We start from the raw sequence: 14766 nt of genomic DNA, 5'->3' as shown, positions 1-14766 counted from the left end.
CGCGCGGCGCGGCCGGAGCCGGTGCTTCGGCCTCGGGCGGCAGCGTGCGGCGCATCAGGCCGGTGGCGCGGCGGAACAACGTGCCGATCGAACCGCTCTCGGACGGCGGCGGCGCGGAGACGGCCGGGCGGCCAGCGGGCTGGCTGGCGCGGAACTGCGGCTCGGCCGCCTGCTGCGCCACCATGCCGGCTGGCATGTCCTCAGGCGAGGGCGCGCCGTAATCGACCGTATCCTGCTGCTCGGCGAAGCCGGCCTGCACCGCGGGGGTGGGGGCGGAAGGCGCCATGCCAGCCGGGCGGCGGGGGGCACCCGCCATCGGGCCGACAGGCACGCGCACCGGGCCGGCCAGGGATGCGGCGGTCTGCGCCACGGCCGGGCGCGGTGCCACGGGCGCACCCATCACGCTGCGCTGCTGCGGGGCCTGCTGCGGCACATGCGTACCGGAGACGGCGTTCACGGCGCCAGCGCCACCAATGGAGACCAGCTTCGGGCGCTCGGCCTGCACTTCGGGCATAGCGTCTATACCGGTGGCGACCACCGAGACGCGGATGCGGCCATTCATGTCCTCGTCGACCGAGGAACCGAAGATGATATTCGCGTCCTCATCCACCTCGCGGCGGATACGGTTCGCAGCCTCGTCGACCTCGAACAGCGTCATGTCGAAGCCGCCGGTGATGTTGATGAGCACGCCCTTGGCGCCCATCATCGAGGTGTCCTCGAGCAGCGGGTTGCTGATCGCGGCCTCGGCGGCCTTCACGGCGCGGTCGTCGCCCTCGCCCTCGCCGGTGCCCATCATGGCCTTGCCCATTTCCGCCATCACGGTGCGGATGTCGGCGAAGTCCAAATTCACCAGGCCAGGGTTGACCATCAGGTCGGTCACGCCGCGCACGCCCATGTACAGGACGTCGTCGGCCATCTTGAAGGCTTCGGCGAAGGTCGTCCGCTCGTTCGCCTTGCGGAAGAGGTTCTGGTTGGGAATGACGATCAGCGTATCGACGTAGCTCTGCAGCTCCTCGAGACCGGCATCCGCCGCGCGGCGGCGCTTCGGGCCCTCGAAGTCGAAGGGCTTGGTCACGACGCCCAGGGTCAGGATGCCACGCTCGCGCGCCATGCGCGCAATCACCGGGGCCGCGCCCGTGCCCGTGCCGCCGCCCATGCCGCAGGTGATGAACACCATGTGCATGCCTTCGAGGTGACGCGCCAGATCCTCCGTCGCCTCCTCCGCCGCCGCGCGCCCGATCTCCGGCTTCGCGCCGGCGCCCAGGCCCTGCGTCAGGTGCGGGCCAAGCTGCACGCGGCGTTCCGCGCGGCTATGGACCAGCGCCTGGGCGTCGGTGTTGGCCACCAGGAACTCGACTCCGTCGAGCCCCATGGCGATCATGTTGTTCACGGCGTTGCAGCCCGCGCCACCAACACCAACGACGGTGATGCGCGGACTGAAATCCGTGTGCTGCTGGCGCGGGATGGTCAGGTTCAGCGTCATGGCAGCATGTCTCCTCAGGCGTGTTCTGGCATAGGGCGAATCGGGCGGGTGCTAGATTGCATCAGACGCGGTCTCGAAGCCAGTTAACGAAGCGAAGAAATCGTCCACCACTGCGATCCGCGCCGGGATCGAGGTCCAGTAATGGGCGTCCTTCGCCGGCACCCCAGTGCAGAAGCCCCAGGGTTGTGGCGAAATCGGGGCCGAGTGCTGATTCTGGCAGACCTTGGACAGGTTGTGGTCTGCCGATTCGAACGGGTTTATCAAGAATGCGCGCGGCAAGTTGCTGCACGCCGACCAGTTGGCTGGCGCCGCCGGTCAGGACGATGCGCGCGCCGGCCTCGCGTTCCAGCAACGCGCCTTCCAGCCGGTCGCGCAGCAATTCCAGCGTTTCTTCCAGGCGTGGCCTGATGATGCTGACGACGGTGGCGCGCGGAACCTGCGCCAGATGGTCGTCGTCCTCACCCACCTGCGGCACGGAAATCATTTCCTTGCCGTCATCGCCGCCTTCCAGGCAGCTGCCGTGCAGGGTCTTCACCCGCTCGGCCTGCCCCAGCGGCGTGGCAAGACCGCGGGCGAGGTCGTTCGTCACCTGCCAGCCGCCTACCGGCAGCTGCGCGGTGTGCAGCAGATGGCCCTCGCCATACACCGCGAGACCGGTGGTGCCGCCGCCCATGTCGATGACCGTGGCGCCGAGCTGCTTCTCATCCTCGACCAGCACGGCCAATGCGGCGGCGAAGGGGGCGCTGACCAGCTCCTCCACTTCCAGGTCGCAGGCGGAGAGGCAGAGGCCGAGATTGCGCAGCGCGGCGGAAGATGCATCGACCAGATGCAGCCGCGCGCCGAGGGTTTCGCACATCATGCCGCGCGGATCATCGACGCCGGGCGTGGAATCGATGGTGAAGCCGAGCGTGGCGGCGTGCACCGTCTCCCGCCCTTCTTCATAGGACCGGCGGCGGCCTTCGCCGAGCACGGCGCGCAGGTCGGATTCCGTCACGGCGCGGCCGCCGATCGGCCACTGGATGTTCATCAGCCGCGAGGCCGGCTGGCCGCAGGAAAGATTGACGATGACGCCGGAGAGCTTGAGGTCCGCCATCTCCTCCGCCTGCGCAACGGCGGCGCGGATGGCGTGCTCCGCCTCCTGCATATCGACGATGTTGCCGCCCTTGACGCCACGGGCGCGCTGCCAGCCATAGCCGAGCACGCGTGGCTGGCCGTCGCTCTCCACCTTGCCGACCAGGCAGACCACCTTGGTGCTGCCGATATCCAGCACGCCATAGGGCCCGCTGCGCGCGCGCTTGCGCTTCAGCGCCGGGGCATCGGTGGGGGTGGTGGGGCGGCCGATACGGCTCATCCGCGCCCCCGGCCACGCGCGTGGTTGACGGGCGGCGCTTCGGGCTGCGGCTGCTGGCGCACCACAAGGCGATCCGGCAGGCGCATGTCGATGCTGACCAGCGGGCGGTCCAGCAACGCTTGCGTGCGCTGCAACTCCGCCAGGCGGGCGATGGCCGCGTCCTCATGCCCCTCGGGCAGCAGCACGTCGGTGCCGTTGTGCAGGCGCAGATTCCAGCGGCGCTGGCTGACGAAGATCAAGGCCTGCGTGCGCTGCTGCACCTCCGGCGAGCGGGCCAGCAGGTCGTACACCGCGGCGCCGCTCTTCTGCGCGCCGACGCCGACCAGCAGCGGCAGCGGCCCGAAGGCATCCAGCGTGTCGGCGGAGACGACGCGGCCCTCACGGTCCACCACGGCGAAATCATTCTGGTGCTGCCAGATGGCGAAGGGCCGGCGCTCGTGGATATCCACGGTGATGTTGCCGGAGAGGTTGCGCTGCACTTCCGCGCTCTCGATCCAGGCAATGCTCTCCAGCCGCTGCCGCGCCGCTTCTGGCGAGAAGGCCAGCAGGGGGTCGCCGTTGCGGATGCCGATGGCGGCACGGATCAGTTCGCGCGGCGTGTTGTGCTGCCCGCGCACGACGATTTCCTGCACGGTCAGCCCGGCGCGCGCGCCGATTTCGGCCACGCCTTCATTGACCCAGGAGAAACGCCCGGCCGGCTCCAGCGCCGCCACGGCGATGCCGCAGATGCCGACCGCGCCAAGGCCCAGCACGCCGAACATCATCGGCCGCAGCAAGGGGCGGCGGCGGCGTAGCCAGAGGCGGATGCTGCTGGGGCGCTGCGGGGCAGGGGCCTTCGGCCGCGTGCTCTCGGAGGCCAGGCGCGTCCGACCCTCGGCGCGGAGAGATGTCGGGCTACGGGCCATGGCGTGCCTCCTGTACCATCCAGGCGCAGAGCGCGGAGAAGTCGATGCCGCGATACGCGGCCTGCTCCGGCACCAGGCTGGTGCGCGTCATGCCGGGCTGCGTATTCACTTCCAGCAGCACGACGCGGCCGGCCTCGTCGTCATAGCGCAGATCCGCGCGCGATACACCACGGCAACCCAGTGCTTCATGCGCCTGCAAGGCGATTCGCTTGGCTTCCAGTGCGATTTCTTCCGGCACCACCGCCGGGATCGTGTGCTGGCTGCCGCCATCGGCGTATTTGGCGTCGTAGTCGTAGAAGGCGTGGCCGGTGCCGATCTCGGTGACCGCCAAGGCCTCGCCGCCCATCACCGCCACGGTCAGCTCGCGGCCGGGGATGAACTCCTCCGCCATGATCTGCGGGCCGAAGGTCCAGTTGCGGGCGATGTCGCCACGGCGGTTGTCGCCTTCGCGCAGGATCTCGACACCGACGGAGGAACCTTCGTTCACTGGCTTCACCACGTAGGGGCGCGGCAGCGGGTCCTCGGCCTCCAACTCCTCGGGCGAGACGATGCGGTGCGCGGCCAGCGGCAGGCCAGCGGCGGCGAACACCGCCTTGGCTGCGTGCTTGTCCATCGCCATGGAAGACGCGCGCACGCCGGAATGCGTGTAGGGCAGGGCCAGCCAGTCCAGCACGCCCTGCACGCAGCCATCCTCGCCGAAGCGGCCGTGCAGCGCGTTGAACACCACGTCCGGCTTCGCTTCCTGCAGAGACGCGATCAGCGCCGGCAGGTCCTGCGTCACCTCGACCGGAATCACCTCGAACCCCGCTTGGCGCAGTGCCGGGATGACCTGCTGGCCGGTGGCGAGCGAGACCTCGCGCTCGGCGGAGATGCCGCCATGCAGCACGGCGACGCGGCGGGTCATGGCAGCACCTCGCCGATCCGCTTGATTTCCCATTCCAGGGCCATGCCGGACATCGCGTGCACCTTTTCCCGTACGTCCTCGCCCAGCCCTTCCAGGTCGGCGGCGCTGGCGCCGCCTAGGTTGAGCAGGAAGTTGCAATGCTTCTCGGACACCTGCGCCTCGCCGCGGCGCAGCCCGCGGCCGCCGGCGGCGTCGATCAGCGCCCAGGCCTTGTGGCCATCCGGATTCTTGAAGGTAGAGCCGCCGGTCCGTGCTCGCACCGGCTGGGTTTCTTCCCGCGCGGTGCGGATGGCGCGCATCTGCTCGGCAATCGCCGCGGCGTCGCCCGGCATGGCGCGGAAGCGTGCGCGGACGACGACGCCGCCTTCCGGCAGCCGCGCACGGCGGTAGGAAAAGCCCAGCTCATCCGCCGCCAGCCGCACCAGCCCGGTGGGCGTCGCGATCTCCGCCCAGTCCAGCACGTCCTTCACCTCGGCACCGTAGGCGCCGGCATTCATCGCCACGGCGCCGCCGATGCTGCCCGGAATGCCAGAGAGAAACGCCAGCCCGCCCAGCCCGGCGGATGCGGCATGCTCGGCCACCGTCGCATCCAGCGCGGCGGCGCCGGCGACGATGCCGTCTGCTTCCACCACGATGTCGGCGAAGCCCCGCGCCAGCTTCAGCACGATGCCGCGCACGCCGCCATCCCGCACCAGCAGGTTGGAGGCCGCGCCGATCGTCACCAGCGGCAGCGCCGCCGGCTTGTCCCGCAACAGCAAAAGCAGGTCATCCAGGTCGGCCGGCCGCACCAGCCAGTCGGCCGGGCCGCCGACGCGGAACCAGGTGGTGGGTGCCAGCATGGCACCCTGCTGCACGCGGCCGCGTAGCGGTGGCAGGGTGGGCGATGTTGCCATGCCCGGCTTCATCTCTTGCCCCCGGCGGCGCGGCCGCGCGGCTGCAACTCGGTCAGCTTCTCGGGCAGGGACTGCGCCCAGTTGGTGATGCTGCCGGCGCCGAGGCAGACGACGTAGTCGCCCGGCTTGGCGATGGCGTTGATCATCTCCGGCAGGCTGTCCGGCCCAGGCAGCGGCACGACGCTGCGGTGGCCATGGCTGCGCAGCCCATCCACCAGCGCGTCGCGGTCGAAACCCTCGATCTTCTGCTCGCCCGCTGCATAGACGTCAGCGACGATGACGGTGCCCGCATCGTTCATGCACTGGCAGAATTCCTCGAACAGCTGCTTCAGTCGGGAATAGCGGTGCGGCTGCACCACGGCGATCACGTCCCGCGCCCCCGCCTGCCGCGCCGCCTTCAGCACGGCGGCGATCTCGACCGGATGGTGGCCGTAATCGTCGATCACCTGGATGCCGTTGGACTCACCGACGCGGGTGAAGCGGCGCTTCACGCCCTTGAAGCCGGCCAGGGCGGAACGGATGGTGCCCTCGTCGATATCCATCTCGATGCCGACGGCGATGGCGGCCAGCGCGTTCTGCACGTTGTGCTGGCCCAGCATCGGCAGGCGCATCGGCTTCAGCTGGCGGGTGCGGCCGGTGCCGCGGTCATGCACCGTCACCTCGAACGTCGCACCCATGCGGTCGGTGATCAGGCGCTCGGCCCGCACATCCGCCTGTTGCGAGAAACCGTAGGTGATCATGCGGCGGTCGATGTTGGGGATCATCGCCTGCACGTTCGGGTGGTCGGCGCACAGCACGGCGAAGCCATAGAAGGGAATGTTGCCGACGAACTGGGCGTAGCCCTGCTTCATCGCCTCCTCGGTGCCCCAATGGTCCAGGTGCTCCGCATCCATGTTGGTCACCACGGCGGCGACGGCGGGGAGGCGCAGGAAGGAGCCGTCGCTCTCATCCGCCTCCACTACCATCCACTCGCCTTCGCCCAGGCGGGTATTGGTGCCGTAGGCGTTGATGATGCCGCCGTTGATGACGGTCGGGTCCAGCTTGGCCGCTTCCAGCACGCAGGCGACCAGCGAGGTGGTGGTGGTCTTGCCATGGGTGCCGCCGATGGCAATGCCCCATTTGAGACGCATCAGCTCCGCCAGCATCTCGGCCCGCCGCACCACCGGAATCAGCCGGGCGCGCGCGGCGGCGACTTCCGGGTTGTCCCGCTTCACTGCGGTGGAGGTGACGATGACCTGCGCCTTGCCGAGATTGGCCGCGTCATGCCCGATCATCACGTTGATGCCGGCGGTGCGCAGCCGCTCGATATTGTAGCCCTCGGAGATGTCGCTGCCCTGCACCGTGTAGCCGAGGTTGTGCAGCACCTCGGCAATGCCGGACATGCCGATGCCGCCGATGCCGACGAAGTGGATGGGCCCGATGTTCAGCGGCAGCGCACGCATGGCAGATTATTCCTGAAAGCCACGCGCCGCGGCGCGCGAGAGTACGAGGTCGGCAAGAGTAGCGGCGGCCTGCGGGGCAGCCAGAGCAGCGGCGGCGCGGGCGGCGGTGGCCAGCGCATCCGGGGTTTCCAACAGATCTTCCAGCGTCGCGGCCAGGTTGGTGGTGGTGAATTCCGCCTGCGGCAACACCTGCGCCGCGCCGGTCGCGGCCAGCGCGCGGGCATTGGCGGATTGGTGGTCGTCGATGGCACCCGGCAGCGGCACCAGCAGGCTGCCGCGCCCGGCGCAGGCCAGCTCCGCCACGGTCGAGGCACCGGCGCGGGCGATGACCAGGTGCGCGGTGGAATACAGCCCGGCGACATCGCCGAAGAAGGGCGAGAGCTCGGCCGGGATATGCAGCGCTTCATAGGCGGCGCGGACGCGCGGCAGATCTTCCGTCCGGCATTGCTGCACGATGGAAAGCCGCTGCCGCAGCATCGGCGGCAACTCGGCCACCGCCGCCGGCACGATGTCCGAGAACACGCGCGCGCCCAGGCTGCCGCCCAGCACCAGCAGGCGCACGGACCCCTGCGGCTGCACGAAGCCCTGGCCGGCCAGGGCGGCGACCGCCGGCCGCACCGGATTGCCGACGACGACGCTGTCCGCGCTCTCCGGCACCCGTTGGGTGTTGGCGAAGGCCAGCGCCAGCGTATCCGCGCCGCGCGAGAGCAGGCGGTTGGCACGGCCGAGCACCGCGTTCTGCTCGTGCAGGATGGTGGCGGGGCGCTGGTTGCTGGAGATGGTGCGCGCCGCCAGCAGCGGCGGCACGGACGGATAGCCGCCGAAGCCGACCACCGCCTGCGGCTTCAGCCGCAGCAGCAACTTGCGCGCGCGCGCGGTGCCGGCCAGCAGCGCCGTGGCACCCTTGGCCGCCTTCACCACGCCACGCCCGGCCAGCCCGGCGCCTTGCAGCACGAAACGCTCCGCATCGGCGAAGACGGCGCTGCCGTAATCGGCGCTGCGCGCATCCGTCATCAGCACGATGCGGTGGCCACGGCGCAGCAATTCCGCCGCGAGGGCCTCGGCGGGGAAGAAGTGTCCGCCAGTACCACCGGCGGCGATGACGATCGGACGTGTCATTCCTCGTCCTGCGCGGCGCGCGAGATTCGTCGCCGCGTCAGCGCCAGCAACATGCCCATCCCCAGCGCCACGGCGATGACCGAGGAACCGCCATAGGAGACGAAGGGCAGCGTCATGCCCTTGGTCGGGATCAGGTGCAGCGCCGAGGCCATGTTGATGAAGGCCTGCAGGCCGAACTGCGTCAGCAGCCCGGTGGCGCCGAGGATGATGAACATGTCCCGCTCGCCCAGCAGGCGCAGCATGCCGCGCAGCACGATGAAGCCGAAGATGCCGAGGATCAGCAGGCAGATCATCATGCCGAATTCCTCGCCCGCGACGGCGTAGACGAAGTCGGCATGCGCATCCGGCAGCATCGCCTTCAGCCGGCCCTCGCCGGGGCCTACGCCCAGCAGCCCGCCATGGCCGAAGGCCTCCATCGCCACCGTCACCTGGTAGGTGTCGCCGGAGGCGGGGTCGAGGAAGCGGTCGAAGCGGTCCCGGAAATGCGGCATGACCAGGTAGGCGCCGACGCCACCCAGCACGCCCGCCACGCCGAGCCCGACCACGAACACCATGTTGATGCCGACGACGAAGAGCTGCGCGAAGAACACCGAGGCGACGACCATCAGCATGCCCATGTCCGGCTGCTTCGCCAGCGTGCCGACGATCAGCAGGAACAGCACGCCGGCGGCGGCATAGGCGCGCCAGCCATAGTTCTTGCCCTCCGCCAGCAGCCAGGCGGCGACCACGGCGAAGCAGGGCTTCATGAATTCGGAGGGCTGCAAGGTCATGCCTGGCAGGTGCAGCCAGCGCCGCGCGCCCTTGATCTCCACGCCGATCGAGAGCGTTGCCATCGTCATCAGCAGCGCGACGACGCAGCCCAGCAGTGCCAGCCGCCGCACCATCTTCATCGGCATGACGGAGATGACGACGATGACGCCCACCGCCGCCGCCAGGAAGAACACCTGCTTCAGCACGAACATGTCGCGGGAGGAGGCGCCGATGCGCTCCGCCACGCCGGGCGAGGCCGCCAGCAGCATGACATAGCCGAAGCCCACCAGCGCCAGCAGCGCCGCGAGCGTCCAGCGATCCACCGTCCACCACCAGCGGCCGAGGACAGAGGTATCTGCGCGTGAAAGGGCCATCACACGGTTTCCATCATGCTGGTGACTTGGGCACGGAAGGCGTCGCCGCGGGCGTCGAAGCCGCTGAACTGGTCGAAGCTGGCGCAGGCGGGGGAGAGCAGGACCACCCGGGTCCCGGTCCCGCGCGCGGCGGCGAGGGCGGCGGGGATCGCGGCCTGCAGCGTGCCGGCTACCTCATGCGCCACGCCGTGGGCCGCGAGCGTCGCGGCGAAATCCGGTGCCGCCTGGCCGATCAGCACGGCATGGGCGATGCGGGGGAACAGCTTCGCCAACGGTGCCAGCCCGCCTTCCTTCGGCACCCCGCCGGCGATCAGCACGACACGGTCGTAGCTGGCCAGTGCGCGTTCGGTGCTGTCGGCGTTGGTGGCCTTGCTGTCATTGACGAAGGCGATGCCATCAATGCTGCCCACCGCTTCCTGCCGGTGTGGCAGGCCGGGGAAGTCGGCGATGCCGGCGGCGATCTCCGCCCGCGTCAGGCCCAGATGCAGCGCAACCGCGGCGGCGGCGGCGGCGTTCTGCGCATTGTGGCTGCCGGGCAGGGCGCGCGCCGTATCAAGGTCGGCGATGATGCCGGTACCGTCGCGCAGGATGCGCCCCTCGGCCCAGACGCCGCCCTGTTGCGGCGTGTGGCCGGAAATGGGCACCACCGTGCCGGCCCGCCCCGCAGCGAAACGTGCGCCGGATGCGTCGTCCATGCCGATGACGGCAAGGTCGCCCGCTTCCTGCCGGTCGAACACGTGCAGCTTGGCGGCGGCATAGCCATCCATGTCGCCATGCCGGTCGAGGTGGTCCGGCGACAGGTTTAGCACGACGCCGACATCGAAGCGCAGCGTCGCCAGCCGCTCCAGCATGTAGCTGGACATTTCCAGCACATACACGCCGTCGTCGCCCAGCAGGCGCAGGCCCAGCGCGGCCGGGCCCAGATTGCCGCCGACTTCCACCGCGCGCCCCGCCCGCTTCAGCAGGTGGTGCACCAGCGCCGTGGTGGTGGACTTGCCGTTGGTGCCGGTGATGCCGACGAAGCGCGCCCGGCTGGGCCAGGCGCGCACGGCGCGGAACAGCAATTCGGAATCGCACAGCACCGGCACGCTGGCGGCGCGTGCCGCCGCCGCCGCCGGGTGCACGCGCGGCAGGATGTGCGGAATGCCGGGGGAGAGCAGCAGCGCATCGAACGGGAAGCCCGGCACCAGCGCCGGGTCCCCCACCTTCAGCCCGGCCTCGGCGGCGGCGGCGCGGGCGGCCGCCCCGTCATCCCAGCAGAGAACCTCCGCCCCCCATTCCACCAGGCGGCGCGCGGAGGGCAGCCCGGCACGGCCGAGCCCCACCACGGCGAAACGCTGGCCGGAAAAGGGGAGGAAGTTCTGCTTCATCAGCGGATCTTCAGCGTCGAGAGGCCGACCAGCGCCAGGATCATCGCGATGATCCAGAAGCGGATCACGATGGTCGGCTCGGCCCAGCCCTTCTTTTCGAAATGGTGGTGCAGCGGCGCCATCAGGAACACCCGGCGCCCGGTCCGCTTGAACCAGAAGACCTGGATGATGACGGACACCGTCTCCACCACGAACAGCCCGCCGACGATGGCCAGCACGATCTCATGCTTCGTCGCCACGGCTACCGCGCCCAGCGCGCCGCCGAGGGAAAGGCTGCCCGTATCGCCCATGAACACCGCCGCCGGCGGCGCGTTGAACCACAGGAAGCCCAGCCCCGCGCCCACAAGGGCCGCGAGGAACACCGCCAGCTCCGCCGTGCCCGGCACGCCGTTCAGCTGCAGGTAGTCGGCGAAGACGCGGTTGCCGACGAGGTAGGCGATCAGCGCGAAGACGGCGGCGGCCAGCATCACCGGCACCGTTGCCAGCCCGTCCAGCCCATCCGTCAGGTTCACGGCGTTGGACGCGCCCATCATCACCAGCATGGCGACGATGGGGAACAGCATGCCGAAATTCAGCATGGTGTCCTTCAGGAACGGGATGCCCAGCTTGAAGGCCATGTGGCCCGGCAGCATCGAGGTGATCCAGATGGCCGCGATCAGCCCGACGCCCGCCTGCACCACCAGCTTGGCCTTGCCGGACACGCCCTTGGTGTTGCGCTTGGTGACCTTCAGCCAGTCGTCCCAGAAGCCCAGCGCGCCATAGGCCAGCGTCACCATCAGCACAGCCCAGACGAAGCCGTTGCGCAGATCGGCCCACAGCAGGGTGGAGGGCACCATGCCCAGCAGGATCAGCACGCCGCCCATGGTGGGCGTGCCCTTCTTGGTCAGCAGGTGGCCTTCCGGCCCGTCGGCGCGGATCGGCTGGCCGCCGTTCTGGAAGCTGCGCAGCCAACGGATCACGGCGGGGCCGCAGAACAGGCTGATGAACAGCGCCGTCATGCAGGCGGCACCGGAGCGGAAGGTGACGTAGCGGAACAGGTTGAAGAGGATGAACTCGTCCGAAAGCGGCGAGAGCAAATTGAAAATCATGGATGCGCCCCTTGGGACTTCAGGGCGCCGACCACCGCCGCCATGCGGGTGCCGAGCGAGCCTTTAACCAACACAACATCGCCCGGCCGCACGGCATTCCGTACCAGCGGGGCCAGTTCCTCGCTCGTTTCGGCATGGGCGCCGCGCAGGGCCTCGGGCAGCGCGTCGTATAGCCGACGCATCTGTGCACCGCAGCAGAAGACGAGGTCGGCATTGCCGACCACGTCGGGCAGCAGACCCTCGTGCAGCGCGGGGCCGAAATCGCCAAGTTCACGCATATCGCCCAGAACGGCGAGGCGCCGGGCTGCCTGTTGCGTGCCCAGAACGGCGAGCGCGGCGCGCATGGCCGGCGGCTGGCCGTTATAGCTTTCGTCGAGCAGCAGTGCCTCGCCACCCGGAACGGCGAAGGGCACGCGGGCCCCGCGCCCGGCGCCCGGGCGGAAGCTGGACAGTGACGCGGCGAATCGCGCCGCATCGACGCCAAGGGCGGCTGCGGTGGCCAGCGCCGTCAGGGCATTCAGCACCAGGTGCCGCCCCGGCGCGCCGATGGAAAGGCGCAGCGCCTGACTATGCAGCATGACCTCGGCGGTGGAGGAAAGCGGCCCGCACTCGGCCGAGACCAGGCGCGCATCCGCGCCCGCATCCTCGCCCACGCCGATGACGCTGGCACCCAGGCCGCGCGCGCGGGCGGCGATGCCGTCGAAGAAGCCATCGCGCGGCAGCACGGCGACGCCGCCGGCGGAAAGCCCTTCCAGGATATCCGCCTTCTCCGCCGCGATTTCTTCCAGCGAGCCGAGATGGCCGATATGGGCGGCGCCGATCTGTGTGATGGCCACCACATGCGGCTGCGCCAGCCGGGCGAGGGGGGCGATCTCCCCCCGGTGATTCATGCCGATTTCCAGCACGCCGTATTCGGTGCCGCGCGGCATGCGCGCCAGCGTCAGCGGCAGGCCCCAATGGTTGTTGTAGCTGGCCACGGCGGCATGGGTGGCGCCGAAGCTGCCCAGCCCGTGCCGCAACATGTCCTTGGTGGTGGTCTTGCCGACGCTGCCGGTGATGGCGGCGATGCGCGCGCTGCTGCGCGCCCGCCCGGCGCCGCCCAGCGCGGCCAGCCCGGCCAGCGTATCTGCCACGCGCAGTGTCTCGCCGCCCGGTGCGTCCCGGTCGATCATCGCCACGGCGGCACCGCTGGCGAAAGCTGCCGGCACGAAGTCGTGTCCATCCCGCACGTCGCGCAGGGCCACGAACAGGTCGCCGGGCTGCACGGCCCGGCTGTCGATGGCGATGCCCGTGACGACGGGCTCTCCGGCCAGCGCTCCGCCGGTGGCGTCGCGCAGCTCGGTCGCGGTCCAGAGCGGCGTGGTCATAGCGGGAGGCCCAGCACCCGTCGCACGGCCTCGACATCGTCGAACGGCAAGGTGACGCCAGCGATGGTCTGGCCGCTCTCATGCCCCTTGCCGGCCACCGCCAGCACGTCGCCCGCGCCCAGCCCCTCGATGGCATGGGCGATGGCGGCGGCGCGGTCGCCCACATCCTCGCCATGGCTCATGCCGGCGCGCACGGCGGCGCGGATCGCGGCCGGGTCCTCGCTGCGCGGGTTGTCGTCGGTCACGATGGCACGGTCAGCCAAGCGGGACGCGACCTCGCCCATCAGCGGCCGCTTGCCGGGGTCACGGTCCCCGCCGGCGCCGAACAGCACATGCAGGCGGCCCGTGGCGTGCGGGCGCAGCGCGGTCAACAGCCGCTCCAGCGCATCCGGCGTGTGGGCGTAGTCGACATAGACGGCGGCGCCGTTGTCCAGCCGCCCGGCCAGTTCCATCCGGCCGCGCACGCCGGTCAGGCGCGGCAGCAGCGCCAGCACCTGGTCGGCTGCCATGCCGGTGGCAACGGCCATGGCGGCGGCCAGCATCACATTGTCCGCCTGGAAGCGCCCCGGCAGCGGCAGCGCCACCATGGAGCGGTGGCCGAACATGTCCAGCGACAGCAGCTGGCCATCCGGCCGCGGTTCCTGCCGCAGCAGGCGGATGGAATCGCCGGCCTCGCCCACCGTATGCAGCCGCAGGCCGCGCTTCACGGCGATGCTGCGCAACTGCGCCAGCACGGCGGCATCCATGTCGGCGCTGGCCACGGCGGCGGCGCCGGGCTCCAGCAACGTGTCGAACAGCCGCAGCTTGGCGCTGGCATAGCCGGCCATGTCGCCGTGGTAGTCCAGATGGTCCCGCGTCAGGTTGCTGAAGCCGCCGGCGGACAGCCGCAGCCCGTCCAGCCGCCGCTGCTCCAGCCCGTGGGAGGAGGCCTCCAGCGCCGCATGGGTCACGCGGGCACGGGCCAGCTCGGCCATCGTCTCGTGCAGCTTCACCGGGTCCGGCGTGGTGAGGGAGGGCGTCTCGGGGAAATCCGGTGCCTTCAGCCCCAGCGTGCCGAGCGAGGCGGCGCGCTTGCCCGCCAGCGCCCAGAGCTGACGGAGGAAATCGACCGTGCTGGTCTTGCCGTTGGTGCCGGTGACGGCGGCCACCGTGTTCGGCTGCGCGCCGTAGAAGCCGGCGGCCATCTGCGCCAGCGCCCGGCGGGCATCGGCGGCGGTCAGCAACGGCCGGGGCGGCACGCCGGCGGGCCAGTCGGTACCTTCCGGCGCCAGGATGGCCCCGGCGCCGCGCGCCACGGCCTCGGCAATGAATTCACGCCCATCCGCCCGCGCGCCCGGCAGGGCGGCGAACAGGAAGCCCGGCCGTACCGCGCGGCTATCCGCCGTCAGGCCCAGGATCTGCGAGCCGAGGGCCTGCGGACCCTGGCCGACCTGCGAGAGGTGGAGGGAAGGGGCGTGCCGCATGATGTTATCGAGGCGCAAAGTTCGTGCCCGCCTCACGCGCCAGATTGGCGGCGACCTGCGGCGAGAGGGAGGTGAGGCGCAGCGGCACCGGCGCCGGCAGGGCACCCGGCGTGGAGGGGATGGGCTGCGGGCGGTAGCCTGGCGGCTGCAGTGTATGGGTCGGCGGCGTGCTGGGCGCGGTGGTGCGCGGCGTGGCCGGGGCCGCCGGCCGCGTGGTGCTGGCGGGCGAGACGCCCGGCGCGGTGGTGCGCGGGGTG

At 70.5% G+C, this 14766-nt stretch carries 12 protein-coding genes and 1 pseudogene; all 13 read right to left on the bottom strand.

The window, feature by feature from the left end:
• Positions 1-1483, bottom strand: a 1483-nt coding sequence (gene ftsZ, locus IBL26_RS23930; protein ID WP_187787029.1) for a cell division protein FtsZ, incomplete at its 3' end; no start/stop codon positions are given.
• Positions 1484-1544: 61 nt separating this feature from the next.
• On the bottom strand, positions 1545-2834 hold the full coding sequence (ftsA, locus tag IBL26_RS23925) for a cell division protein FtsA (protein WP_187787028.1): 1290 nt from the start codon (positions 2832-2834) through the stop codon (positions 1545-1547).
• Positions 2831-3739: a cell division protein FtsQ/DivIB gene (locus IBL26_RS23920; RefSeq protein ID WP_241749716.1), complete on the bottom strand. Its 909-nt coding sequence runs from the start codon at positions 3737-3739 to the stop codon at positions 2831-2833. The genes ftsA and IBL26_RS23920 overlap by 4 nt, the downstream gene beginning before the upstream one ends.
• A complete protein-coding gene (locus IBL26_RS23915; RefSeq protein ID WP_187787027.1) occupies positions 3729-4643 on the bottom strand; it encodes a D-alanine--D-alanine ligase in 915 nt (304 codons plus the stop codon). Before IBL26_RS23915 ends, IBL26_RS23920 begins: the two co-directional genes overlap by 11 nt.
• On the bottom strand, positions 4640-5536 hold the full coding sequence (gene murB, locus IBL26_RS23910) for a UDP-N-acetylmuramate dehydrogenase (RefSeq protein ID WP_241749715.1): 897 nt from the start codon (positions 5534-5536) through the stop codon (positions 4640-4642). The genes IBL26_RS23915 and murB overlap by 4 nt, the downstream gene beginning before the upstream one ends.
• An 8-nt stretch (positions 5537-5544) precedes the next feature.
• Positions 5545-6978: a UDP-N-acetylmuramate--L-alanine ligase gene (gene murC, locus IBL26_RS23905; protein ID WP_187787025.1), complete on the bottom strand. Its 1434-nt coding sequence runs from the start codon at positions 6976-6978 to the stop codon at positions 5545-5547.
• A 6-nt stretch (positions 6979-6984) separates the two neighbouring features.
• Positions 6985-8097 carry an undecaprenyldiphospho-muramoylpentapeptide beta-N-acetylglucosaminyltransferase gene (murG, locus tag IBL26_RS23900; RefSeq protein ID WP_187787024.1) on the bottom strand — a complete coding sequence of 371 codons (1113 nt, stop codon included), beginning with the start codon at positions 8095-8097 and terminating at the stop codon, positions 6985-6987.
• Complete coding sequence (locus IBL26_RS23895) at positions 8094-9221, bottom strand: FtsW/RodA/SpoVE family cell cycle protein (RefSeq protein ID WP_187787023.1); 1128 nt, start codon at positions 9219-9221, stop codon at positions 8094-8096. Before IBL26_RS23895 ends, murG begins: the two co-directional genes overlap by 4 nt.
• Positions 9221-10591, bottom strand: a complete 1371-nt coding sequence (gene murD / locus IBL26_RS23890) for a UDP-N-acetylmuramoyl-L-alanine--D-glutamate ligase (protein ID WP_187787022.1) — start codon at positions 10589-10591, stop codon at positions 9221-9223. Before murD ends, IBL26_RS23895 begins: the two co-directional genes overlap by 1 nt.
• Positions 10591-11679 (bottom strand): phospho-N-acetylmuramoyl-pentapeptide-transferase, encoded by a 1089-nt coding sequence (gene mraY / locus IBL26_RS23885; protein WP_187787021.1) that lies wholly within the window; start codon positions 11677-11679, stop codon positions 10591-10593. Before mraY ends, murD begins: the two co-directional genes overlap by 1 nt.
• The gene (locus IBL26_RS23880; protein ID WP_187787020.1) at positions 11676-13046 is read right to left on the bottom strand and encodes a UDP-N-acetylmuramoyl-tripeptide--D-alanyl-D-alanine ligase; all 1371 of its coding nucleotides are present in this window, start codon (positions 13044-13046) and stop codon (positions 11676-11678) included. The genes mraY and IBL26_RS23880 overlap by 4 nt, the downstream gene beginning before the upstream one ends.
• A complete protein-coding gene (locus IBL26_RS23875) occupies positions 13043-14509 on the bottom strand; it encodes a UDP-N-acetylmuramoyl-L-alanyl-D-glutamate--2,6-diaminopimelate ligase (protein WP_187787019.1) in 1467 nt (488 codons plus the stop codon). The genes IBL26_RS23880 and IBL26_RS23875 overlap by 4 nt, the downstream gene beginning before the upstream one ends.
• Positions 14510-14513: 4 nt before the next feature.
• Positions 14514-14766, bottom strand: a pseudogene (locus IBL26_RS23870) (hypothetical protein); the annotation flags it as partial.

Source organism: Teichococcus aerophilus, from assembly GCF_014490485.1.
Classification (GTDB): Bacteria; Pseudomonadota; Alphaproteobacteria; order Acetobacterales; family Acetobacteraceae; genus Pseudoroseomonas; species Pseudoroseomonas aerophila.
Note: the sequence above shows the minus strand (reverse complement) of the source record. Positions and strands in the feature narration are given on the sequence as shown.